Origin of the sequence: Iodobacter sp. CM08, from assembly GCF_033446605.1 — a bacterium.
Lineage (GTDB): Bacteria > Pseudomonadota > Gammaproteobacteria > Burkholderiales > Chitinibacteraceae > Iodobacter.
Map to the genome: position 1 here is coordinate 36,562 of NZ_JAWQUO010000015.1, position 26,035 is coordinate 62,596.

The 26,035-nt window shown below is 39.6% G+C and carries 22 protein-coding genes; 9 read left to right on the top strand and 13 right to left on the bottom strand.

Translation table 11 applies throughout. The features are described 5' to 3' along the window. From R6242_RS10300 to R6242_RS10310, 3 genes are all read right to left on the bottom strand, one after another. Positions 1 to 1,173: a hypothetical protein gene (locus tag R6242_RS10300; RefSeq protein ID WP_318426426.1), complete on the bottom strand. Its 1,173-nt coding sequence runs from the start codon at positions 1,171 to 1,173 to the stop codon at positions 1 to 3. Positions 1,174 to 1,361: 188 nt separating this feature from the next. Further along, positions 1,362 to 3,242 carry an adenylate/guanylate cyclase domain-containing protein gene (locus R6242_RS10305; RefSeq protein ID WP_318426427.1) on the bottom strand — a complete coding sequence of 627 codons (1,881 nt, stop codon included), beginning with the start codon at positions 3,240 to 3,242 and terminating at the stop codon, positions 1,362 to 1,364. 92 nt (positions 3,243 to 3,334) lie between these two features. Further along, positions 3,335 to 4,726, bottom strand: coding sequence for a FecR family protein (locus R6242_RS10310; protein WP_318426428.1), 1,392 nt, complete (start codon positions 4,724 to 4,726; stop codon positions 3,335 to 3,337). A gap of 127 nt (positions 4,727 to 4,853) precedes the next feature. Between R6242_RS10310 and R6242_RS10315 the strand changes: the two genes are divergently transcribed. The 9 genes from R6242_RS10315 (at position 4,854) to R6242_RS10350 (ending at position 15,677) form a co-directional block, all read left to right on the top strand. Further along, positions 4,854 to 5,537: a Crp/Fnr family transcriptional regulator gene (locus R6242_RS10315; protein WP_318426430.1), complete on the top strand. Its 684-nt coding sequence runs from the start codon at positions 4,854 to 4,856 to the stop codon at positions 5,535 to 5,537. Between the two features lie 345 nt (positions 5,538 to 5,882). Next, entirely contained in the window at positions 5,883 to 7,103 is a 1,221-nt protein-coding gene (locus R6242_RS10320) for a glycosyltransferase (protein ID WP_318426432.1), read from the top strand. 40 nt (positions 7,104 to 7,143) lie between these two features. After that, complete coding sequence (locus tag R6242_RS10325) at positions 7,144 to 8,277, top strand: glycosyltransferase family 1 protein (protein ID WP_318426434.1); 1,134 nt, start codon at positions 7,144 to 7,146, stop codon at positions 8,275 to 8,277. After that, entirely contained in the window at positions 8,259 to 8,591 is a 333-nt protein-coding gene (locus R6242_RS22285; protein WP_412099945.1) for a VanZ family protein, read from the top strand. Before R6242_RS10325 ends, R6242_RS22285 begins: the two co-directional genes overlap by 19 nt. Continuing rightward, positions 8,578 to 9,366, top strand: a complete 789-nt coding sequence (locus tag R6242_RS10330; protein ID WP_318426436.1) for an ABC transporter permease — start codon at positions 8,578 to 8,580, stop codon at positions 9,364 to 9,366. Before R6242_RS22285 ends, R6242_RS10330 begins: the two co-directional genes overlap by 14 nt. Positions 9,367 to 9,368: 2 nt before the next feature. Beyond that, positions 9,369 to 10,607, top strand: a complete 1,239-nt coding sequence (locus R6242_RS10335; RefSeq protein WP_318426438.1) for an ABC transporter ATP-binding protein — start codon at positions 9,369 to 9,371, stop codon at positions 10,605 to 10,607. A 16-nt stretch (positions 10,608 to 10,623) separates the two neighbouring features. After that, positions 10,624 to 12,249, top strand: coding sequence for a methyltransferase domain-containing protein (locus R6242_RS10340; RefSeq protein ID WP_318426440.1), 1,626 nt, complete (start codon positions 10,624 to 10,626; stop codon positions 12,247 to 12,249). Continuing rightward, a complete protein-coding gene (locus tag R6242_RS10345; RefSeq protein WP_318426442.1) occupies positions 12,246 to 13,274 on the top strand; it encodes a glycosyltransferase family 4 protein in 1,029 nt (342 codons plus the stop codon). The genes R6242_RS10340 and R6242_RS10345 overlap by 4 nt, the downstream gene beginning before the upstream one ends. Further along, positions 13,275 to 15,677 (top strand): glycosyltransferase family 4 protein, encoded by a 2,403-nt coding sequence (locus R6242_RS10350; protein WP_318426444.1) that lies wholly within the window; start codon positions 13,275 to 13,277, stop codon positions 15,675 to 15,677. A 78-nt stretch (positions 15,678 to 15,755) separates the two neighbouring features. On the opposite strand, the gene R6242_RS10355 is transcribed toward R6242_RS10350, so the two are convergent. The 10 genes from R6242_RS10355 to rfbC all read right to left on the bottom strand — a co-directional run bounded on the left by R6242_RS10355 (position 15,756) and on the right by rfbC (position 26,020). Beyond that, on the bottom strand, positions 15,756 to 16,856 hold the full coding sequence (locus R6242_RS10355) for a glycosyltransferase (RefSeq protein WP_318426446.1): 1,101 nt from the start codon (positions 16,854 to 16,856) through the stop codon (positions 15,756 to 15,758). 85 nt (positions 16,857 to 16,941) lie between these two features. Beyond that, complete coding sequence (locus R6242_RS10360; protein ID WP_318426448.1) at positions 16,942 to 18,069, bottom strand: glycosyltransferase family 4 protein; 1,128 nt, start codon at positions 18,067 to 18,069, stop codon at positions 16,942 to 16,944. Between the two features lie 14 nt (positions 18,070 to 18,083). Then, a complete protein-coding gene (locus R6242_RS10365) occupies positions 18,084 to 18,842 on the bottom strand; it encodes a glycosyltransferase (RefSeq protein ID WP_318426450.1) in 759 nt (252 codons plus the stop codon). 28 nt (positions 18,843 to 18,870) lie between these two features. Next, positions 18,871 to 19,749 carry an alpha-1,2-fucosyltransferase gene (locus tag R6242_RS10370; RefSeq protein ID WP_318426452.1) on the bottom strand — a complete coding sequence of 293 codons (879 nt, stop codon included), beginning with the start codon at positions 19,747 to 19,749 and terminating at the stop codon, positions 18,871 to 18,873. 44 nt (positions 19,750 to 19,793) lie between these two features. Then, positions 19,794 to 20,756, bottom strand: a complete 963-nt coding sequence (locus tag R6242_RS10375; RefSeq protein ID WP_318426454.1) for a GDP-L-fucose synthase — start codon at positions 20,754 to 20,756, stop codon at positions 19,794 to 19,796. Between the two features lie 56 nt (positions 20,757 to 20,812). Next, the gene (gmd, locus tag R6242_RS10380) at positions 20,813 to 21,934 is read right to left on the bottom strand and encodes a GDP-mannose 4,6-dehydratase (protein ID WP_318426456.1); all 1,122 of its coding nucleotides are present in this window, start codon (positions 21,932 to 21,934) and stop codon (positions 20,813 to 20,815) included. Next, positions 21,931 to 23,121: a hypothetical protein gene (locus R6242_RS10385; RefSeq protein WP_318426458.1), complete on the bottom strand. Its 1,191-nt coding sequence runs from the start codon at positions 23,119 to 23,121 to the stop codon at positions 21,931 to 21,933. Before R6242_RS10385 ends, gmd begins: the two co-directional genes overlap by 4 nt. Then, positions 23,114 to 24,250, bottom strand: coding sequence for a glycosyltransferase family 4 protein (locus R6242_RS10390; RefSeq protein WP_318426460.1), 1,137 nt, complete (start codon positions 24,248 to 24,250; stop codon positions 23,114 to 23,116). The genes R6242_RS10385 and R6242_RS10390 overlap by 8 nt, the downstream gene beginning before the upstream one ends. Positions 24,251 to 24,256: 6 nt before the next feature. Further along, positions 24,257 to 25,453, bottom strand: a complete 1,197-nt coding sequence (locus R6242_RS10395; protein ID WP_318426462.1) for an O-antigen ligase family protein — start codon at positions 25,451 to 25,453, stop codon at positions 24,257 to 24,259. Positions 25,454 to 25,480: 27 nt separating this feature from the next. Next, the gene (gene rfbC / locus R6242_RS10400) at positions 25,481 to 26,020 is read right to left on the bottom strand and encodes a dTDP-4-dehydrorhamnose 3,5-epimerase (protein WP_318426464.1); all 540 of its coding nucleotides are present in this window, start codon (positions 26,018 to 26,020) and stop codon (positions 25,481 to 25,483) included. Positions 26,021 to 26,035 lie beyond the last annotated feature (15 nt).

Below are 26,035 nucleotides of genomic sequence, written 5' to 3' on the forward strand. Positions count from 1 at the left end.
TTAAAAATCCTGCTTATAAGATAAAGAAATCAGCTGCTTTTGCCATGAAAACAAAGGCAAGCTATCGTTTTGCTCTTGGTATTGGTATTCCAGCCGCCACTTGCTCGCCCAAGGACTTTGCCATTGGTAAGCCAAGCCTAAGTTACTTTGTAGGCTTTGCCGCTTTTGGTTGTATTCCAGCAATGGGCTGTAGCCCTCTCTATCTTGCATGACTCTGGCACGTAGCTGTAATTCAAGCTGATGAGGGCCTAGGGGGTAGATGAGCCGGCTGCTCAGCTCGCCACTATATTGATTGCCACCAGGGCGCTGTGGGGCCAGCTCAAAAGCCAACGCGGCGCGGTTATCTAGCCATAATCCTCGCCACTTTTGAATATGCTGCACACGCCATTCGCTGTGCAGGCTTTGGTAGCGCGGGGCAATATCCACCATTTGCGCCCTTAGCCTAAGCAAAGACTGAACCCCCGCAAACGCGGGCAAACCGCGATACTCCAGCAAAGCACTACTTTGGTACGCTTCATTTTGTAGCCAAAACTGCTGTAAACCCACCCCCCAATCGCTACGTGCTTGCGGCTGCCAAAATCCCCCAAACCAGCGCATCGTTTGGCTACTGAGCGGCCAACTTTGCACCGCTCCAGCGTGCAAAGCCCATTGCTGCCCACCGGGTGGCGTGGCAATGGCTTGGATCTCTAAGCCCGCTAAATAGCCCGCTTGCGGCATGCTATTAGGGTCTACTTCTAAATTAAACACGCCATCGGGTAAGCTGATTTCTAGCCAGCGCTTAGAGCTACCTTGATCCAGATTACTGTCGCTGGCGATCCAGCTTTGTATTTGCCCTTGCCACAGTGTTTTTTCGCGGCAACCCTGCTCAGTTTTTTGCCGAATCAAATCACTAATGGCTTGCGGTAGCACCGGTAATGCTTGCAATTGCCGCTGTAAAACTGCTGCTCTGCTGTAATCCTCTAGCTGGCAATAGACCAACATCAGATCAAGCTTGGCCCCTTGGTGATGGGGATTAAGCTGCAGCACTTCTTCTAACAGCCAGCTGGCCTCTTGCCAGCTTTGCTGAGCGACATCATCGATGGCTTGCTGATACAGCGCCTCTGCCGTCTGCGCCTGTGCAATAGGCGGGCAGACCAACAAAAGCAGCAGAATGGCGGTAGGGATCAGACGCATAAATTAATTGTATATGCTCATGATCACAAATCTAGAAATTTACTTGCTGGATTCTGACTTTATATCAAAGAACGGATACTTCTCACTGACGTACGCAGCAAAAACCCAACTTTGAACCACAAACAACTCGGCGTTTCACAAAGAAAAACAACCGTTAGATCAGAGTAGCGGCATAGCATCAGTGACTACTAGCCTGGCAAACGATAAACCTGCTGCACTCCTCGCCGCCCCTTAAGGGCCACGGTGCCGTAAAGCTGCAGGGGTGAATAGGCTAATCGGCGCTCGGTATCCTCCCCCACTAAAATCCTCTCATTATGTAAGCTGGCTAAGTTTTGTAATCTAGCGCTTACATTCACCGCATCACCAATCGCCGTATAGGTGCTACGAAATGGCGTGCCCATATCCCCCACTACGACTACCCCTGTTTGAATGCCAATGTGTACTTTAATTTGCTTACCCAAGGCCGCCTGTTGGTTATGTAGCTCTACAGCGCTCTGCATGGCTATTGCGGCATCCACCGCACGTTTAGCGTGGTCTGCTTGGGCCACTGGCGCGCCCCAAAACGCAAATAGGGCATCGCCCATATACTTATCAAGCGTACCTTCCTGATCTAATACGGCCTGAGTCAGCAGCATCAAAGCATGGCGAGTGTAGCTGGCCAACTCTTCTGGTGGCAGCCTTTCAGCAATGCCGGTATAGCCTTGTAAATCTGCAAATAAGCAGGTTATTTCTACCCGATGCGGCTGCATCATGGCTTGGCTATTACTGCCAATTAGCTGATCGATAATTGCTGGCGGCACATAATGGTGAAAGGCTTGATAAAGCTGCCGCCGCCCAAGCTGGGCATACCACCACTCCAAGCCCCCTTCTAAAATCAGCAAAACCACGCCCCCAACAAGTGGTGCCAAGGCATTTGCCGCCACTTCTTGCGAGGTATAATGCAGCCAGAGCAGCCACGCGATCATGACTGCAAATCCCCAAGTTAGCCGCAGGGCGTTACTGTAATGCAGCAGCAGATACACCCCCAGTAATAAAGCCCCCCAAACCGCCATAATGCTAAAAAAACGAATCGCCTCAACCGGCTTATTTTGCTCTAGTTGATCTAATGCTTTAGAAAGCCACTCTGCATGTAACAACATACCTGGCGTGCGCCCACCCAAAATAGTGGCAACATAATCTCCTAAGCCCAAAGCGCTAGAGCCCACAATCACTAAGCGATTACTCAAGAGGGCTGCGGGCGCTTGCCCTGATAAGATATCACGGGCAGAAATCGCCGTGTAAGCCTCGGCCTTACGTAAAAAAGGGATAGCGGCCATGCCATCTGCTGCGATATTTTGCTGTGCAGATAAGCCTTGCAGCCAGGCAATTTGCCCTGAGCGGCTCTGTAATGGAGCCTGCTGCCCCAGCCAACAGCGCAATAAAACCGGCGCAAAAGCGGGATAAAGTTTGCCCTGATATTGCACTAGCATACTTTGATGCCGAACCACGCCATCAGGATCGGCGGTAATGGCGATATGCCCCACGCAGGGGGATTTTTGCGCCAACATGGCGTGATTACCTAAATAACCAAATGCAATTGTGGAAGGAATATTGCCGATGGGCATAGCGCCACTTAATTCCCCAACACGGATACTTTGGCTGCGATCAAAACCAAACGTCTGTGCCAAGCTCAGCCGCCGAGAAGCCGCCATTGCCGCGATTTGTTGATCCCCTAATGCATCACCTGCCTCAGGGAAAATTATATCCAAGCCAATATGTGCCACTTGGTAATGCAGATCTAATTGTTGGAGTAATTGAGCTAAGCGCGATCTAGACCAAGGCCAGCGCCCATATTGGGCCAAAGAAGCCTCATCAATATCCACCAAGACAATACGTTTTTCTGGCTGAGCGCTTAGTTTTTGGCTAATTAATTGATCATGCAGACGATCTAATAGATCAAAGGGAAAAGGGTAAGCGTGGCCACGAGGCATGGCCAGCCAAATCACCAGCAGGGTGCTGAGTAAAAAAAACAAAGCCCGCCCCAGCCAAATAAACCGCAGCTGATGCCAAATGGTTTTAAAATCGGCCATCAGGGCTGCTTAACTCCGCTAAAAAAGCAAATCATCATTCAGCCGCCGCAACCTTTATTTTTATTTATAAAAATAATCTAGCAGTAAATAAATCAACGCTTTCTTAGCCAATATGTTCCACCGCTTAATATTTCATTGGCGGCAGGGGCCGAGTAATAAACATATCCCGCTTCAGCGGCCTCTTTTCCAGAAACAATACCACGTAGCTGCACCTCGCTCACCGCGCCATTAAGAAAAAAACCATTACTTTCTACTGCCCCTTTTACATTAACGGGGATTTCTCTTCCGGCAGCATTTAATAACAGATGTGTACTAAAGCTTTGTGCTGCAAAATTAATCTGCAAAGCTGATTCTTTAGCCACCGTTGGAATAATAGAATGACTATCGGTATTTACGAGTATTCCGTCGTGCTTAGCCATTTGAAAATTAACAATACCCAATTCAGGGCCATATTGCAGATTACTATTATCACGCGACATCACATAATAAATCCCTGCAGTCACCACCTCTTGCCCCGCCTTATAGATATCACTAAAGCTAGCCGTGGCGGGTAAATTAGCCAACTCCTGCCAACGCCCCCAATGAATAGAAGGCACCACCACGACCTCGACCACCGGTTCACTAGGCTTAGGCAGGGGCAAAGGGATAGCCGGCTCTGGCGCAGCGGGAGTAGGTGCTGGCGTTGGTAAAACATTGGGGACAGGTGTGGGTGTAGGCCCCACGGCAAGGGGATCTGTAGGCTTTACCGTGGGTTTTATCTTGGAGCCATCAATCAGTGGTTTTGCCACTGCATTCGTTAAATCCACGGCTTGCGTAGAGGATTCAGCCCCTAAAGCCACGGCCTTGCTTGGCTCTTTAACGCCCTCTTTAGCCACTTCTTTTGAGTCTTTTACCGCTTCTTTGGGGAGTTCTTTTTGTAATTCTTTTTGCAAAACGGGTGAAGAATCTTTTTGCACCGGCACCGTCTGCCCACGAATCACTTCTAACATATGCGCCGTGGATGCAAATAACTCTCGAGAATTAACGCCTTGGCAAGGCCCGCCTTGCTCCACGCTGCAAGCGCTAGAAAAAGCCTCAATCACTACTCCGCCTTTTTGCACCGCCACCTGCGTTGCGTGCTCATTGGCATGCACCACAAAATCAGTACCACGCAAGCCAATCGCGGCCACTGGCGTATTGAGCCGATACTTATCTTTATCTTTTTGTACTTCACTACCCGTTACCGAGCGCATCAAGCCCGTTTTAAGCTGAAACTTAAATTGGCTCGCCGCCCCCTGCTTACCTAAGTGATATTTTTCAATTAAAAGCACACTATTTGGGCGCACAGCAATAAAGCCTTGATCAAAGGTACGTAGATACACACTACTCTGCTCTGCCGTCTGTAACTCATCCCCTTCACGCAGTGCATCGCCCTTAGCCAAGGGCAGTAGCTGCCCCGCTCGCAGCAGCATGGGCTGGCCAAGCACTGCAATAACTGTCCCCATATTTGCCAAATCTTGTGCTAGAACAATAGACGGCATACTTATAAAGACAGCTAAACCCAATCTGAACCCATCAATTCGCTTGAGCACTTGGAACCCTCCTTACCATGCAAACCTTCGGGAGATGCTTATGACACGCCATCCCATTTATTCTTTAGAGTTTTTTTCTGGCATTCCAGAAAGCATTTTAAATTCGATTGCGCACGAATCTCAGCTTAGGACAGCCATACGCAACCAGCAAGTGATTACCAAGGGCTCGCTAGGTGATGAGTTGTTTTTTTTAATTAGAGGCCGTCTACAAGTCGTTGACGTTACAGAAGATGGCCGGGAGCTTTGCATCCATATCATCAACGAAGGGGAATACTTTGGTGAGCTAGCCGTGATCGACGGCGGAACCCGCTCTACCAGCGTAGTTTCAATTGCCGATGCCGAGCTCATGGTGCTCAGCCGCATCACCGCACTGCAGCTGATTTATTCTCACCCTATTTTGGCCGAACGGCTGATGAAAAAACTAGCATTTTTAGTGCGCTTATCCTCACAAAACCGCGCCATGCTTAGCATCCAAAATCCATATCAGCGTATATGCACCGTATTAACCACATTAATTCGCACCCTACCTAGTAATTTAAAAGTCATCGAACTACCCCCTCAGCAATCATTAGCCGGCATGACTAATTGCAGCCGTGAAACCGTATCTAGAGCAATAGGCCAGCTACTCAACACCGGCATTGCAGAAAAAGACCGGAAAATGCTGATTGTGCGCGAACCAGAGCGCTTACAAAGCATTGTAAAAGGCAACATCACCATTGAATAATCGCCACATTCAATACAACGCAATAAAAGCAGTTTAAAACACTTAGATACAAAACAAACATCAAGAAAAAACCTCATTAAAAAACAAAGACTTAATTACCCAAGAAGTCTCTTTATTTAAAAGACAACATTAAACAAGCCACAAGGTGAAAGAAATTTTCTTGTAATTATTAAATTCAATTACTAGTATAAAAACAGCCGAAACATATCGAGCGTGTAAGAAAACTGGGGCATGCCTACCTTAAAACGCTTCAATCACGCGCATCGCCTATCTGCTGCCGCAATTAACCACAATCATCAAGATAGCAATCTAAATAAAATAACAACCTTATAAAGAGCTATATTTATGAAGATCATCCACCTTGGTAAGTTTTACCCCCCAGAATATGGCGGGATTGAAACAGTAACCTTCGATTTAGTTGAAGGTCTAAACCAGCAAGGTGTGAATACCGATGTACTTTGTAGTAATAAAGGTACAGAAACTAAAATTGATCTAAGTAATGCGCGCTATCGTGTAATTAGAGCAGGCACACTTGCTGTCATTAATTCGACTTCAATATCCATCAAGCTTATTTCTGAACTAAAGCAGCGCATTCATCAATATGATGCAATTCATATTCACTTACCCAATCCAATGGCTAATTTAGCCATGTGGATCATTAAGCCAAAGTGTAAAGTTTATCTGCATTGGCATAGTGATATTGTTAAACAAAAACACATGTTAAAACTTTATGCCCCATGGCTAAAATGGCTGATTAACCGAGCTGATGGCATTATCGCCACCTCCGCACAATATGCAAACTCATCTAAATGGTTGAGCAGCAATATGGATAAAGTATCCATTATCCCAATTGGGGTTGCAGATAAAAGCCAGCTTGCTTCACCGCTACTTGTGCAAAAAATACGCGGCGAATATTCTGGCAAAAAAATAATTTTATCTATTGGACGATCAGCAATATATAAAGGAATCATTCACTTAATTGAGGCCTGCAAATATATCAACGATGATGTCGTCGTATTAATTGGTGGCCCAGGAGTAGAGAGCTTCCTCCCTCTGATACAGAGACTAGGGCTGGAATATAAAGTAAAAATATTAGGTGCAATTGCAGATCAGCAATTGCCATCATATTACGCTGCCTGCGATATTTTCTGTCTACCCTCTATTTTAAGATCAGAGGCCTATGGCATTGTGCAAGTAGAAGCCATGAGCTTTTCTAAGCCAGTTATCTCTTGTGATATAGCTGGCTCTGGTGTTTCTTGGGTTAATGAGCATGACAAATCAGGCTTAATTGTCCCCCCATCTAATCCACTTGCATTAGCCAACGCCATAAATAGGCTCAGCCAAGACAATGCGCTGCGCAACAAAATGGCCCTATATGCTAGAAAAAGATTTGAGCAAGAGCTTACCGCAGAAAAAATGGTTAAAAAAACCATACAAATGTATCAAGAAAGCAGCATCGCAGTCATGCAAAGTGAAGTCTTTTCATTTCGTAAAGCATTCGATACAGAAATATTAAATAGCGAACAAGTACTTGCCACGCAAAAAGCTAAGCAACATAGCAACTAAGCGCTGCTTAATAACAAAACCACCCAGATAAAGCTGAGCAATGGACAAAATAAACATTTTATTTTCGGCCCAAGGCATGATCCCCCCACTAACAGGAATTGGCCGTTATGCAACCAGTTTATCTAGGGCTATGCAGCAATTTGAAACAGATATTGATCTTGATTACTATCAATTTGGTCGTGTTAGCAAAAAAACCAATAATGAATACCTACTTTCTAAGCTCAGAAATATGGTTAATCGCTTCCCAGCATTAAAATGCTATCTTAGAAAAAAATACCATGCAAACCGTGGCGCACACACCATTAAGAATAAAAACTATATCTATCACGAACCTAATTATATTCCAACGGTATTGCAATATCCTTATTTAGTCACCGTTCATGACTTATCTCATATTATCAACCCCGAATGGCACCCAATAGAAAGAGTTCGCTTCTTAAATGAGCACCTGCCTATTACGCTAGAAAAAGCAGAAGCTATCTTTGTGGTATCTAAATCAGTTAAAAAAGAGCTGATCAATTGGATGCCCGAGGTAACGAATAAATTACACATTACCTACAACGGCGTAGACCATAATAAATTTTCTCCTGAATCTTACAATATCCATATATTAAAAAAATATAATCTGCCAAGCAAAGAATACTTCCTATTTTTAGGCACGATCGAGCCAAGAAAAAAGATTGAAGATCTACTTCTAGCCTATCAAATGCTAGTACAGAACAAAAAAACCACACTCCCACTCATTATTATTGGCGGCGTAGGCTGGAAGTGTGAAGATCTATTAAACAGAATAAAAAATAGTAAGAATGTTCATTGGCTGCAATATGTAACAGAAGAAGACCTACCCGCGCTATTGGCAGGGGCACGCTGCATGGTTTATCCATCGGCATATGAAGGCTTTGGTTTACCCGTACTAGAATCCATGAGCGTGGGAACGCCGGTGATTACCACCTCAGGAGGAGCGATTCAAGAAATTGGTGGTGCAGCACCCTTTTACTTTAATAAGGGCGATATAGAGGGGTTGGCAGAACATATGACCAATCTAGCCTTAAACCCTGAATGTGCTAGCGATCATATTACCGAAGGATTAATTAGATCAAATTATTTTACCTGGGACCGATGTGCCGCTAAAACTCTAAATACATATAGGGATGTATGGGCGAATCATTATTAAATGGTGTGTTAATATCATCCACAATAATTACTATTGTTGTTGGATCATTTTATAATTTGCAACAATACTCCCCCATTAAAAATGATAAATTAATCCATTTTATTTCATATTTTTTTCTTAGCCTACTAATCTCACCTTATTTTACTTATGCAAAAGTATTTATAATATTATTTTTAATGGGTGCGAGCATCGAAATATTGCAACCACTAGCGGGTAGAAAATGCTGTATTTATGACCAGTTAGCCAATACTACTGGTATTATTTTTTCAATTACACTGCTTTATCTATGGGGGGCTTTTTTTGGAAGTCATTAAAAGAATCCTAGCAGGGCGCTGGCTATTGCATGCAATGGTAAGCAGAGAAATTAAATCAAGATATAGTGGATCGCTACTGGGGGTATTTTGGCTTTTTTTTGCCCCTGTATTAATGATACTTACCTATAGCTTAGTTTTTGCAGATTTAATGAAATCACGCTTACCAGGTGTGAATAGCCATTACGCTTATACAATGTATTTAACCAGTGGCATGCTAGTCTGGCAGTATTTTTCTGAAATAATTTCTAAAGGTAAATTATTTTTAGTTGAAAATGCTGGCTTACTTAGAAAAAATAAAATATCAAAAATCATACCACTGGTATCCGTTGTAGTGATTGCACTCGTTAATAGTTTAGTTCTGGCAGGGTTTTATTTTATATTTTTAATATTTTTAGGATCATTCAGCTTCGAAATTATAGCTATTTATATTTTGCAAATAGCCGTGATTACCCTGTTTGCCTTTAGCCTCTCTGGGCTATTGGCACTTGCCCATGCCTATATTCGTGATGTTGGGCAATTTGTTGATGCCGTTATGCAGTTATTATTTTGGGCAACCCCAATTGTCTATGCACCACAGATTTTACCCCCATGGGCAGCTAATTATATTTATCTCAACCCTGTTTATTGGGTTTCACAACTAGGGCAACAAGTTGTACTGGGTTGGCCTATTGCATGGAATTGGCTATTTTATTCACTACTTCTTTCTGCCGCTCTATTTGTAGTTTTTTATATTTTTTATTCTAAAAACATTCAAAAAATCATGGATGATCTATAAGTATGGCCTTGATCTCTGTTGAAAACATATCCAAAGTTTTTAGTATTTACCCATTGCGCCGCCATAAGCTGCAAGCTTTGCTAGGCATCGATGCAAGTCGGCACTGTATTAATAAATGGGCACTAAAAAATATATCCTTCTCAATAGATGCAGGTGAATCGATTGCTATCGTTGGCCGCAATGGCTCTGGAAAAAGCACTCTGCTCAAGCTCATTTGCCAAACACTTAGCCCAAGCGAGGGGCTAATTACGGTGAATGGCAGAATTGGGGCACTGTTGGAGCTTGGCATAGGCTTTCATGAAGAATTAAGTGGTAGAGAAAATGTTTATATTTCGGGCCAACTACTCGGGATGAGTAGGCATGAAATAGACCAACAAATTGATAGCATCATTATCTTTTCAGAGCTTGCAGAATATATTGACATTCAATTAAAAAAATATTCCAGTGGAATGCAAATGCGCTTGGCATTTAGCGTGGCCACCGCCGTTAGACCAGAGATACTGATTGTGGATGAAGCACTTTCTGTGGGTGACGCTTATTTTCAGCATAAATGTTTTGATAAAATAAAAGCATTTCAGGCCTTAGGCACTTCGCTATTATTTGTATCGCATGATCCACTCGCAGTAAAAACACTATGTGATCGAGCCATTTTGCTTGATAAAGGAAAAATGCTTGCAGACGATAGTCCAGCCGCCATTCTTGATTACTACAATGCGCTGATAGCAAATAGCGAAAACAATAAAATTAGTATTGATGAAGGGGTTAGATCAGGCACTGGTGAGGCTAAGCTGCTTGCTGTTGACGTGTATAAAGACAATGAAAAAATTCAGGCCGTGCTTTCAGGTAGCAAAATTCAAATCCATGTGGCCTATCAAGTTATTCAAGAAATCCCTGATTTAACCATTGGTTTTTTAATTAAAGACCGAGTGGGCAATGAGGTATTTGGATCTAATACCTTTTTAATGCAAAAAAAACCACCACTTCAGCAAGGTGGAAAATATAAAATTATTTTTGAGCTTATAGACTTTAGGCTAGCAGCAGGCAGCTATAACTTGAGTATTGCATTGCACTCATCCTATCATCATTTAATTAATAACTATGATTGGTGGGATCATGCGGCCACCATTACGGTGATTTCTGATGAGGTATTTGCGGGCGTGGTGAGGCTTGATACCACTTATTTAGATGCAAGCCCTATTGAGCTAAGCTTGCTAAGTTGCATTGAATCTGAAAACAATTAGTAAAAGGCATAAGCCCATGCATACCCTAGATGAAATAATTAATCGTGTTCAATCCTATGCGCTAAGCCAGAATTCTCAGCCAGCGGTATTGGCAGTTAGCACAATAGAGAGCGTTGAAAAATATCAACTACCCTGGCTGCCACAATCATTAAGAGAGCTGATTGCAATTAGTAATCCTCATTTATTTATATTTTTTTCATACCAAGCCATTTTAGGCAGAGCACCAGATTTAGAAGGTGCATATAACTACCATGATTTAATTTCATCGGGAAGATTAAGTTTACGTAAATTTGCATTACAGATGTTATGTAGTACTGAATCTAAACACAGCGGGCATTCAGTAAAAATAAACCGGCTAGATCGCTATATTATTGCGTTTGAAAATAAAATATTATCCATATGGGGTGGCCGCCGAGGTGCTGGCGTGGTCGGCCGCATTCATGATCAAATCATTAAACTAAGCAGCACGAATATAGCTATTATTCAGCATAGCGCTATTCTAGCCAAACAAAATCACGACGCTGAAATGAGTCATAAAAAAATAGCAGATACAATAAAACAACAGCTAGTGCAGATAGAGAGCAATATTGCAGGATCGCTAAATAACGCAACTCAAGACATAAAAAATAATTACGTTAAATTAGCAGAGCAGCAAATAAAAAAAACCCAAGAAGTGAGAAGTTTTGTACACGACAGCGTAAAACAGCAAGCTGAGGCACTTAACAATACTATTGATAGTTTTACTGAAAAACTAAGCATAAGCCAAGAGCAGATAAAGCAAGAGCTAGATTTTAATATATCTACAATCAATAAATCCCTCACAGATACTGAGGAAAAAATGCTATTTATTAGTAATGGCATGATTAACAATGGCAAAACAGCCCTCTATTTGAATGAACAAATTTTAAAAAAGATAGCCAGCAACCCTCAATCTACAGCTAGCGCGATCATCGCCCCTGCAGAAGATATTGAAGTGGATGCCTACTACCTTGCATTTGAAGCCAAATTTCGTGGCCCAGAAGATGAGATTACCCAAAAATTAGAAAAATATACACCCTATGTAGAAGATAAACTAAAAACCAGTCAACTGCCTTTATTAGATATTGGCATGGGGCGTGGCGAATGGATTAAGTTACTGAATAAAAAGGGTTTAAAAGCCCAAGGCGTAGATCAAAGCGAAGAAATGATCCGCCATTGCCGTGAGCAAAATTTATCGGTTGTGCATGCAGATGCGTTAGATTATCTATCTAATTTAAAAGAGCAATCGATTGGCGCGATTAGCTCATTTCACGTTGTAGAGCATTTACCATTTGAAATACTATTTCGCTTATTAAAAGAAGCCTATCGAGTACTAAGCCCTGGCGGCATCCTGATTTTAGAAACACCCAATCCAGAAAATGTATTGGTAGGTAGTCATACTTTCTATCATGACTTTAGCCATAAAAACCCAGTTACCCCTACTAGCCTACAGTTTTTGGCTGAATATCATGGATTTAAAGATTGCGAAATACTTCGCTTAAATCCTTATCCAGAATCAGCAAAAGTGCCTGGCAATGATTTACTCACCGAGCGGGTAAATGGCCATTTATGCGGGCCGCAAGATTATGCCTTGATTGCTAAACGCGTTGGAAATATGCAATGAATATCATGCTTGCCGCAAATATCACGCCTTTTTTACATGGCGGAGCGGATTACCATATTCAGGGCACGGCAGATGCATTAAGAAATGCAGGCTGTAAGGTTGAAATACTACGCCTACCTTTTACTTTTCAGCCAGAGCAATCCATTCTAGATTTAATGCAATGGTGCAATAAATTAAATTTAAATCATCCTAATGGATATAGAGTTGATCGATTAATTAGCTTGCAGTTTCCATGTTATGGAATTGAGCACAATCACCATACCGCATGGATTATGCACCAGCACCGTGCAGTATATGAGCTCTATTCACCACAAAATAGCAGCCCAGCACTCGCTCAGCTAAAAGATGCCATTATAGAGTATGACCACTATGCATTAAGCCATTGCACCCAGCGCTTTGCTAATTCTAAACGCGTTGCAGCACGCCTTTATCAATACAATGATTTAAAAGCACAGCCGCTCTATCACCCACCACCGGCTTATCAAGCATTCCATCATGCACAAGATTTAGGCTATATTTTTTGCCCAAGCAGAATAGAAACGCTAAAGCGCCAAGATCTATTAATTAAAGCGCTAGCATTAGCGCCTAAATCGCTGCCTATTGTGATTGCTGGCACAGGTGGCCAAGCAGATAATTTAATGCGTTTGTGTGAACAGCTTAATTTAACGGCTAGAGTAAAAATGCTAGGCGCAATTAGCGAGGCAGAAAAAATAGCTTATTACGCCCACGCTACGGCGGTATTCTTTGCCCCCTTTGATGAAGACTATGGCTATATCACCCATGAAGCCATGCTCTCTGGCAAGCCGGTAATTAGCTGCAGCGATTCTGGTGGGCCATTAGAGTTTATTGAGCATTTAAATACCGGCTGGATAGTAGAGCCCACCCCAGAAGCTATAGCCACTGTATTAGAGTGGATTAGCCAGCATAGAAATAAAGTAGAGCAAATGGGCCTAGCCGCGCAACAAGCATGGCCCTCATTTAAGATTAGCTGGAATAATGTGCTTAGCCAATTACTGGAGAATTAATTGAAAATTGCTATTGTTGCTCCAAGCGGCGTGCCCTTTATTTGGGGTGGTGCAGAAAATATTTGGAAAGGCATGTGGCTCGCCTTAAATGAGCAAAAGGATATTACGGCCGAGCTTATTAAGCTGCCTAGCCCAGAGCATGATTTTTGGTCGATCATGCATAGCTATCAGGCCTTTGCTGAGCTAAATCTCGATCACTTTGATATGGTAATCAGCACCAAATACCCAGCTTGGATGATTTCACATCCACGGCATGTTCTATTTATGCAGCACACCTTACGTGGCCTATATGACACCTACCCCAGCCATTTAAATAAAAGCATTGAGCATATCGCCCAAAAAGCCCCTGATTTATATCGACTATTAAATACCGAATATGCTAATAGAAACACGCTGCAAGATTGCTTTGATGAATTAAAACGGTTGAAATCATTGAGTATTCTGAGCAAGGCTGACACCGCCCTGCCCAGCCCGCTATTACGCGCTATTGTGCATTTTTTTGATCGTATTGCCTTAGCCCCTGGGCAAATCATGCGTTACACCGCCATAGCCCATGAAGTGGCCAATAGAGCCGAGTATTTCCCTACGGGCATTAAGCCTGAAGTGCTCTATCACCCCAGCTCTTTAAATCAAGATGGATTTACTGCAAATAAAGAAGCCGCCATCTTTACTGCCAGCCGTTTAGATCAGCCTAAGCGCATTGATTTACTGATTAAAGCCTACATCCAATCCAGAGTAACAATCCCACTTAGAATTGCAGGCAGCGGCCCACAACAAGCCGAATTAGAAAATATCATTGCGGGCAATAAAAACATTCAGCTACTAGGACATATTAGTGAGCAACAATTGGCACAAGAATACGCCAACGCGCTATTTGTACCCTTTATTCCCTTGCATGAAGATTTTGGCCTGATCACCTATGAAGCAATGAAAGCAGGCAAAGCGGTATTAAGCTGCACCGATAGTGGCGGCGTCACCGAATTAGTTAAGCACCAAGAAAACGGCCTATTAGTCGCCCCAAGCATTCCCGCGCTTGCAAGTGCCATCCAACAACTCTGCGCAAGCCCCAATCTATGCGCCCAATTAGGGCAAGCCGCCTATAGCCGCATTCAAAGCATCAGCTGGTCACAATTAGCTAAAGAATTACTAAATATAAATAAGCAATTCCAACCCAGAATTATGGTGCTAAACACCTTTACCATCTATCCCGTGATGAGTGGCGGGCAGGCCCGACTTTATCATCTATATGCAGAGCTTTCAAAATTAGGTTTTTTTATAGAAATACTTAATTTAGATTTTAATACCAGTAAAGTACAAAGCCATTATTTAGCGGATAACTTTGTAGAAGTAAAAATACCCGTCAGCGAAGCATTTAGAATCAAGCTAAATACTGAAGAAAAACGCCTAGGAATCTCTTGCGTAGATTGGCTAGCCGCCCAGCACCCAGAATTACTCTGCGAATGGCAAGCAGAAATAAAACGCCGCGCGTCATGGGCAAGCCATATCATCTGCAGCCACCCCTACGCCTATCCTGTCATGATAAAAGCAGGCATAAAACAATGGCTTTACGAAGCCCATAATGTAGAGGCCGATCTTAAAGCACAAATCTATAAACAGCACCCAAAAGAAACCGCACAAATTAAAGAAATAGAATCTGCATGCGCCAAAGGAGCACAAGCCATTATCTGCTGCAGTAACGACGACGCATTCCGCCTAGGCGCTTTATATAGAATACCAAGCGATAAGTTTAATGTGATTGCTAATGGCGCAGACACACAAAACATTGACTACTTAAATAGTACAGACAGATCCCAAATACGCGAACAATTAGGCCTGCCTAGCAGTAACCGCATCGCACTATTTATGGGCAGCCACCACGGTCCCAATCTAGAGGCAGTAGAACAAATATTAATCAGCGCAGCAAAAGATAAATCAATTCAATATATTATTCTAGGCAGCGTAGCGGATGCTTTTAAAGAAATAAAAACACCTGCCAATGTGCGTTTCTTAGGCCAAGTTAGCCAGCAAGAAAAACAACTCTGGCTAAAAATTGCATCTATAGCATTAAACCCTATGCTAAGCGGCTCTGGATCAAACCTAAAACTAATAGAATATGCCGCAGCAGGCCTGCCAATTATTAGCACGCAATTTGGAGTGAGGGGGACGGAGTTTAAAGCTGGAGTGCATTATTTGCTAGCAGAAACTAATCAAGCAGTGGATATCTCTAATCAAACTCTTTCATTAAAAAACGAAGATATAGATACAATGACAAGCCAAGCGTATAACTATATTAAGCATAATTTTTCTTGGCAAAGCCTAGCCCAAACATATGCAAATAATTTAAAAACAAACAGCATTAAAGAGCAAAAAAACCTAAATCAGCAGGAGCTTGAGCTATTATAGACTGGAGCATTAGCTACTCATTTTCTCCAAGCTATAATAGCAATCACCGTAAAAACCACGCTACCAATACTATCTATTTTATTGGCTATCTTTATTAATGACCATCCAAGCTGGCACTTTAAAATTAACAATCATTTTATACAGCAAAATATAACTAACCATAAATAGACAGACAAAACCTAATAAAACATATGGCCTATCCCAAAAAATAACGGCGGGGATCGCAGCAAAAGAAGAAAGAGCCCACAAATATGGTGCAGTTAGTGCATTACGCTGTACCTTATACTGAGCAACATCCTCCCCTAATTGCAAACGAACAACTCGTCTATAAATAAGCGTATGTAAATGAATACCATCAGGCAAGCCTGGAGAAACACCTTTAACAAATTTACGGCGATAGATTGTAAATAAGGTTTCAAATACCGGATAAATACAGAGCAAGAATGGAAACCAAATAGACACACTAGGGTGCCTTGCCATCAACAGTACCGACAACTCCGCCACCATGAAACCCACAAAATATGCGCCACCATCCCCTAAAAAGATTAAACCTCTGGGGTAATTCCAAAGCAAAAACCCCATACAGGAACCAATCATCCCCATATTTGCAATGACTAAAAACCAATCACCCAAAGCAAATGAAACATAAGCCAAACCAGCAAAAATCATCATCGCCACAACAGCAGATAAGCCATTAAATCCATCAATAATATTAAAAGCGTTTGCTACACCAGCCACTGCAAACATAGTAAAAAATAATGAAACAACAGAAAATTGCATGATTAAATCAACATAAGGCACATCTAAACGAACAATTCCCGCACCCAATAAAAAATAACCTAATAAAGCCGCTAGCATGGTTAAACCAAGCCGCATTAAAACCCCTACTTTTTTAGTTAAATCCTCAATTAAACCACCTAAAAAAGCAGGCAAACTAGCCACAATAAGCAAAGCAAACGGTGTAAACCACTGCGTTTCTTTAATTGTCCCAGCCAATAAAACCGCCAGCATCCCCATCATGATAGAAAGCCCACCAATCCGCGGCACCGAATGAGCATGAAACTTCTGCACCCCACCCAAATCGTGGTCACCAGAGATATGGCTATGCAAGTGATCGAAACGGATCACGAGCATGGTGACAATGACGGATGTTAGGAATGCGAGGATGAGATAAAGCATGAATTTACCTAGCAGTTATTATTCAATAATACGTAAATAAGATAACTATTTCATCGAAATAACACTAAAAGTGTTCTATTGTTATTTATGATTTTTTTGATGGAATTAGTCCATAATTTATCAATGTTTCTGTGTATTGATTTATAATTTTTTTTTCATCAAACTGATCAATCATAAACTCTCTTCCAGACGTGCCCATTGTATTTCTTGCTTGCTCACCCATTTCTATCATCTGAATCATACGCTGAGCAAGTGAAGCAGAATCTTTGATTGAGCAAAACAATCCAGTTACCCCATCAATAATAACATCCTTGCAACCTACACAATTTGTTGCAATAAGCGGTTTTGCCATTGATGCAGCTTCCATCATTGTACGTGGAATTCCCTCCCGATAAGATGGCAAAACCACACAATCTGCCTGTGCAATTAATGAACGTACATCATTAGTAGTACCAAGATATTCAACAGCTCCTGACTTTACCCACACATCTATATTTTCTTTACTAATAACACTTGGGTTAGCAACACCTGTCGCACCCAACAATTGGAATATTGCATTGGGATATTTGTTTTTTACAATACGCGCAGCCTCAACATACTCGCCAATACCTTTATCCCAAAGCATTCTGGCAATTAATAAAAATCGCAAATTATTATCGCTATTAAGATGAGCTCTTGGAGTGAAATATTGAGTATCAATTCCTTCACCATGCAGCAATTTCGCACGATCCTTTTCTACTAACTGATAGTTCAAAAAAATATTTAAATCATCATTATTTAGAAACCAGATTTCTTTTGGATTTTTAAACGCGAATTTATATAATAGCCTTGCAATCTTAGCAACTAAATTGTTATTAATAAACGTATAACCAAGCCCTGTTGTAATTGCAAGGGAAGGAATATTTAAAAAACCAGAAGCAATTGAGCCATAAATATTAGGTTTAATTGTATAGTTAATAACAAAATCTGGCTTAACTCGTCTATAAACACTAATTATCCTTAATAATAATTTAAAGTCACTAAAGGGGTTAACACCTTGAGCTGACATGGCCAAATCATAAACGGTACAGCCCATATCAATTAGCTTTTCTGACGAATCATCTTGGGGGGCCAAAACAATAACCTCAATCCCTAGACTCAACAATTGGACTACTAAATTAAACCTAAAGTTATAAATAGACCAAGCAGTATTTGCACACAAAATAATTTTCATTTACTGCACCTTAATTACTTTCTTGATCTAAAAACTGATTTATAGAAATGAAATAAAATAGCAAAAAAATTTATTATATTTTTATTCAAAATAAACTCTCTTACTGACAAACCCGTGGCTTCAGCATAACCAAGTAGCCTTCTTTGCGTTGCCGCACTATGAATTCTATATGCAAGCAAAATATCAGGCATATTATCCCATTTAATACCTTTCCTATGCAAACGAAGCCACAAATCATAATCTTCAGAATTAAAACCCGAGTTATAGCCTCTCGCTGCAATAAACAAACTTCGTTTTGCCATTACTGAACCATGAACAAATGGGTTCAAAAATGGTAATTTTTTATTAATATCCCTTCCTTTAGGTAGTACTCTTTTCCCAATATTATGCCCAAATTCATTTATCAAATTGATATCACAACCAACAAAATCTAAGTCTTTATTTTTCAAATAATCATATTGCTTTTGTAATCGATCTAAATATGAAACATCATCAGTGTCCATCCTAGCAATCAGATCAGCTTTAGTATGAGACAATGCAACATTTAAAGAAAAAGCCAATTGACCAATAGGAACAGAAATTAATTTTATACGTTGTTCCGCTTTATATTTCTCTAACAAAAAATTGTAATTTTCCTCAACACCATCGCCATTAACTACTAATATTATTTCGATTTCTTTCATTGTTTGATTAATAATACTTTCAATTGCATCACTAGTGTACTCATCTATTTTATTTAAGCACATCAAAACACTTACTAAAGGCTTATCCATTGTACAGACTCAACGTTATAAATATATTTTAATCAATAATTGTCCAGTTATTTGGATAAATATTGGAAACAGAAAATCTATTTGATGCAATCCAATGACGTGGTGCAATCACCATTTGCTCATTAGTTTCTGCTAACCAAGCCCCCCACCAACTAAAAGAGCTGTTTGCAATGATATTATGCTTACACTGTGACATTAAAAACATATCTAAGTGGCTATCTCTTCCTGAGTTTGAATCTACAAAGAAAAAACCATCATAACTTGAAAATAACTCTCTTGCCCAATCTAAATCATCACTAAAAACAAAGAAATTTGGATTGTCTACATTACCCTCAATTAACTCTATCGCCTTTTTATAGTATGAAAAACCTAAAACCCCATGGAATTTAGCTACTTTTGGATCAAGATAGTCACCTCTTCGAATATGTATCGACACTGAATTGCTACTATTTATCAATTTTAAAAAAGACAAGCACTCAGGTTTTATCTGATCATCCCACTTAAATTTTTCTTTAATTTCATTTTTAAAATCTTGGAAAAAATTTTCAGACTGGAAATATCCTTCTACATATGTTCCATCAGGAACGCAAAGATATTCCCGTTTAAAAACATCCAAATACTGCCTTTTATATGGCCATGAAACTAGAGTAAAAGGCCATCTAGATAAAATCGATCTGACCAATGCTTTATTACGAAAACCTAATAACTCTACAACCTGTTTTTTTGATGAAAAATCAAGCCCAATATCAAAAATCCTTTCTAATTCCATCCCTTGATGTATGTTCTTACCTTTGTATTCTTCACAATCAAAAAGTATAGAGCACCCTGTACGTAATGCCAATGCATAAGCATAGGCATACTGAAACATTTGATTGCCCAACCCGCCATTTATTTTAATAATAACCAAGACAGCCTCAATAGTGAATAATAAATACAATTATCAGAACTAATTCAACCAGAAATAAAATCTTGATATGCCTTATTTATCCCTAAATTAAATTCAGTTTTATACGCCCATCCAAGATGCTCTAGTTTACTCACATCCTGTAATTTACGCATCGTGCCATCGGGCTTACTCGCATCAAATACCAGTTCGCCTTTAAATCCTACCACTTTGCAAATCGTGCTCGCTAATTCACGAATAGTCATATCTGCACCTGTGCCAATATTGATCAGCGGCGGGTGTTGATCATTTAATTGTTTTTTATATTCAGCATCAGACAAACTCAGTAAATACACACAGGCCTCTGCCATATCCTCGCAATAAAGAAATTCACGGCGAGGAGTACCACTGCCCCATACCATCATTTCTTTTGCGCCACTTGCTTTAGCTTCGTGTGCTTTGCGAATCAGCGCTGGAATCACATGGCTATTTTCAGGATGATAATTATCACCCGGGCCATAAAGATTAGTTGGCATCACCGCTAGGTATTGCGTGCCATATTGGCGGTTATAACTCCAGCACATTTCAATGCCAGCAATTTTAGCTAGAGCATAGGGCTGATTAGTTTGTTCTAATGGGCCAGTTAAGAGATATTCTTCTTTAATTGGCTGAGGGCAATCTTTTGGGTAAATACAGCTGGAACCTAAAAACATCAAACGATTTATACCATACTGACAAGCAGCATGAATCACATTATTTTGTATCATTAAATTCTGATAAATAAAATCACCACGATAAACATTATTTGCATGAATACCGCCAACTTTTGCTGCCGCTAAAAATACGAAATCTGGTTTTTCTGCTGCAAAAAAAACATCTACAGCGGCTTGATTTGTAAGATCTAATTCTGCGTGGCTGCGAGTTACAATATTTGTGAGCCCTAATTTATTTAGCTCACGCACAATCGCAGAACCCACCATGCCACGATGGCCAGCAATGTAGATTTTATGTTCAGGCAGAATATAGGACATTTTATTTATTCAATTTAATAGAGGAAGAAACCGGGCACAATGTGCCCGGATTGATATTACTGTTCAGTTGATACTGCTACGGCATAGCCATGCGTTTTAAGCAGGGCATGCTGGCGTGCCTGTACTAAATCATGAGCTACCATTTCTTGCACTAATTCGGGCAAGGTGGTTTCTGGTACCCAGCCTAATTTCACTTTGGCTTTTGTTGGATCGCCCAATAATGTTTCAACTTCGGCAGGGCGGAAATAGCGTGGATCAACTTGCATAATCACATCGCCCTCTTTTAATGCAGGTGCTTTATCGCCTTTAATTTTAGTAACGATGGCTTTTTCATCGACACCTACGCCCTCAAATTTAAGCGATATACCTAATTCACTGGCTGACATGCGAATAAAATCACGCACGCTATATTGCACGCCAGTGGCAATCACAAAATCATCCGCCACTTCTTGTTGCAACATCATCCATTGCATTTTTACATAATCACGTGCATGGCCCCAATCACGCAGGGAGTCAATATTGCCCATAAACAGGCACTTTTCTAAACCTTGAGAGATATTTGCTAAACCACGAGTAATTTTGCGCGTAACAAAGGTTTCACCACGGCGCGGGCTTTCGTGATTAAACAAAATGCCATTACATGCATACATACCATAGGCTTCGCGGTAATTCACCACAATCCAATAGGCATACATTTTTGCCACGGCATAGGGGCTGCGCGGGTGAAATGGCGTGGTTTCTTTTTGCGGAATCTCTTGCACCAAGCCATATAGCTCAGAGGTGGATGCTTGATAAAAACGCGTTTTCTTTTCTAAGCCTAAAAAGCGAATCGCTTCTAATAAACGCAGCGTGCCCATTGCATCGACATCAGCCGTATATTCGGGCGATTCAAAGCTGACCGCCACATGCGATTGCGCACCAAGGTTATAAACCTCATCCGGCTGCACTTCTTTTAGAATGCGGGTTAAATTAGATGAATCGCTTAAATCACCGTAGTGTAATTTAAATTTACTATTCTCAATATGCGGATCTTGGTAAATATGATCAACGCGTTGAGTATTAAATGATGAAGCACGGCGCTTAATACCATGCACTTCATAGCCTTTTGCTAAAAGAAATTCAGCAAGATAAGAACCATCTTGCCCGGTGACCCCTGTAATTAGTGCTATTTTTTTCAATTCAATGGTACCTTATTTGTATTTTTCATAAAAACATACATCGTAAGCACTGCAAATATGTTATAAAAAATAAGAGCTAAAAATAATTCATCAATCTGATATCTCATCGCATCGGAATAATATAAAACAAAAACATTAGCTATTAGCAGAATTATTTGAAATAAATATGATCTAAACGCATTAAAATAAGTTGAAATAACATCTTTAAGCAAACCAGTAAAACAAAAAGCTGTTAAAAAAAACAGGTCCCCAGGATACTGGACATCCGCGCCTAAATAAAATTTAACGAAATATGGCAAAATACAGTATGCCAATAAAAAAACAATAGACGATGAGAATATAAAAAACATCATATTATTTTTAACCTTACCTTTATATCTGGAAAAGTACCCCCATAATATAGGTGCAATGCTGCCATACAACGCCACTGGCACCATTAAAAACCTAAAAAAAACGGCAAAAACACCATATACCGCAATTGTGTTATATTTACATAATATATATATTATTCCAAATGACACTACAGTGTTCAACAATTGAATACTAACAAATTTCGAATTTTCACCCAGACCTTGAAATACTGCATGCATTAAATTTTTTCTTGTTAATTTCACGTCCACGATATTTTTGTACTTAAAGATAGAAAAAATAGTCCATGAAATCTTGAATAGACACACACAAAAAAATACAACATATATTCCATATGAAAAATACAAAAGAAAACAAGCAAATAATAACCCTGCAATATTTGATATAAAATCAAAAAAACGACCAAACAAATAATTATCATTTAAGTCATCATAAACTTGAAAACAACTTCCAACAAGGCTAATCGAAACAATTGAAAATGAAATGGGTACTAGAATTGAAGGATATAAGACTTTCCCAAAAAACAACCAGACTATACATATAGTAGCAACGGCAATTGCACTAAAAAAAAATGACGTTATCAGTGCTGATGACAATACGTCATTTGACTTCAACCCATCTAATAAAACTCCATTTCTAAATGAAGGTGTTACCCCAGACTCTAGTAAACTAATAAATGACAACAATCCTATTAATGTTTGGAAAATACCAAATTCATTTATGCTGACATGCCTATGTAACACAGCATAAAAGGCCAGAGGCATGATTAGCCCCATTATTTTCATCAGCGGGATCAAAACTACATTTTTTTTAATCATTGTCTACAGCCAATCTATCTAACAAAGCGGAATTAATTTTTGCATAATTTGTATAGCTGTGATTCTTTCTAATATACTCAAAACCAGCTTTTCCCATTTCAACTCTGACATCTCTATTTCTGATCAAATATAATAAGTTTTCTTGCAGCTCTTGAAGACTAGTATAGACAAATCCACCACTAAACTCAGGTACAGATCCTACCTTTTTACTAAGAAAAGGCACCGAAAACCTCATTGCATCCAAAATCACCATAGGCTGACATTCTGTTTCTGAAGTAGAAACAAAAACATCAGCTTTCACATATGCTTTCTCAATTTGCTCGTCAGTATCACCGCTATAAGTAACAATGTTAATGTTTCTTTTATTAAAATCTATTTCATTTTTTTTGATTAATTTTATTAAACTCGCATAATAGCTTGAATGCAAATTGCCATACATTCTAAGTGAAATATTTTCAAATCTTCTATCTAATAACGCTTTAATTAAAAACTTCTCATTCTTCAAGCGACTGAAGGCACCGATACACAAAATTTCTATTTGTTTAGAATATTCTTTATTCTCATTAATATATGGCACTACTGGATTTCTAATCACCCATTTAGAAACGTGCTGTGGCATGACTAGTGCGTCATAAAACCTATCGAAATCTTTAATGTCCGAGAGATATATCACATCATTTACTTTAGAATATATATTCTTTATTTCATTTTTTTTGTATAACGTCCATGAAATCGAATGGACCAATGACTTGAAATCAAACCATGTATTGACAGATATTCCGTGACTAACAAGAACTATTTTCCCTCTAAAATTATTTAAACGAGGGATTAACCCTGTATTCCAAGTTTGCCAACAATACGAAAAAATCACATCAAAGCAATTTGTCTCTACCATATTTATGTATTTTTCAATTTCACCCACTATTGGCTTTATAATACTTCCAGATCCTTTTATATTAAAATACATGATATTAATTCCATTCAAACACTTACCTTCCATACAATTACCAGCCGTGTAAACACAAACCTCATGGCCTAAGGAAATAAGAAACTTTGCATGTACATACGCAGCATGAGCCACTCCATTTCTCTCAGGGTGAAATGTAAATACAGATATTAGAATTTTCATAAATACCTACTGATTATATTTTTTGCCATAGCATGGTGTATGTGACATTTTTTTTTGATGCTTATCTGTCTTCAAATATATCAAGACTAAATACATCCAAAATTGAGGGTAAATTAAAAGTTCTAAAAACATACTAGCAACAACCAAGGAAAACAAATACGAAATTCCCGATTTAGCATTCACACTTCTCATCAAATAAAAAACAAACACAAGAGCATACAAAATAAAGAATACATACCCAAAACTTAATCCACCTTCCAGTAATAAATTATGAGTTGATAATAAACTTCTTTCAACATTTACAAGGCTATCACCAATACCAAAAGGACTTTGTAATACCTTATCTAGGCCATTTTGATAGATACTCATTCTTTCATTAGTTGAACCTTGAGCATTCGATGAACGCCCCCCCATTGTAAGTAACAGACCAACAGATGAAAAAATAATAACTATCGCTAACTTTTTAAAAAGACTTTTACTTTTACTTTCAAAAAAAATATATGAAACAATAAAAACTAGTAAACCTAAAATTGCACCTCTTGACAGCGTCAAAAAAAATATAAGCAAAACCAGTACTAAACAAACAGCGGTGCTTTTCTTCCTTATCACACCGTCAATCAGCCACCCACTAGCTACACATAAACCAGGAAGCATAGCAAAGGCAAAATAATTCGGATCACCTAAAAAGGATGAAACACGAAACATTGGAAACCCGAGCAGCACATAAAATGAATCCGCATCATCAAAGCGTAAATATGTTGGGTAATCAACTCCCATCTTTGGATCTAGCCCTAGATATAAAAAGACAATCTGCATAAACCCAAACATTGCGCAAATAACACTAGAAAAGAAAAATAATTTATATACATCTTCTTTAGTAAAAAAATTATTGATTACAGCCAAATAAAACATAGAAAATAAAACATACCCCCTTAAAAACTGTAATGGAAAGCTTTTATTAGTTAGGCTATCAAAAAAAACAAAAGAAAATATAATACACAACAACACAAAAAAAGATACTACTACAAAATAAAAGCTAAATTTAACCTTAATTTTCCTAAAATAAATCAGAAACATCAGAATACAGAAAGAAAATATGGCATTGTAAATAGATACTTTACTATCAAGACCTATCATTAGCTGAGAAAAATTTATCCCAGTAAAAAGAAAGCCAAGAATCAAAAACGACATCGATAAATACATGCCTCACGCCTTAAGTTCTAAAAAATGTTAGTATCCAAACAAATAATTATTAATTCCTAATTGATCTTTATCAGACAAAATATAGTTAAGATCTGGCCATTTAATCTTAATGCTCTCTTCATTCCAAGCAACAACCATTTCTAAATCTTTAAACCAATAATCCGTAGTTTTATATAAAAACTCCGCTACTTCTGATACCACTACAAAACCATGAGCAAAGCCTTCGGGGATCCATAGCTGGCGTTTATTCTCTTCACTAAGTGTTACCCCCACCCATTGCCCGAAAGTTGAGGACGATTTACGGATATCTACGGCTACATCAAAGACTTCACCCAAGGTGCAGCGCACTAATTTCCCTTGAGGGTGCGGTGGTAATTGATAGTGCAAACCGCGTAATACACCTTTTACAGAACGGGAATGGTTATCCTGCACAAATTCAACTTTCCGGCCAATTGCGGCTTCAAATTTGGCGTGGTTAAAGCTTTCATAAAAGAAACCGCGCTCGTCTCCAAATACCTGCGGTTCAATTATTTTTACATCGCTAATTGCGGTATCAATGATTTTCATATTGCACTTTTTAAG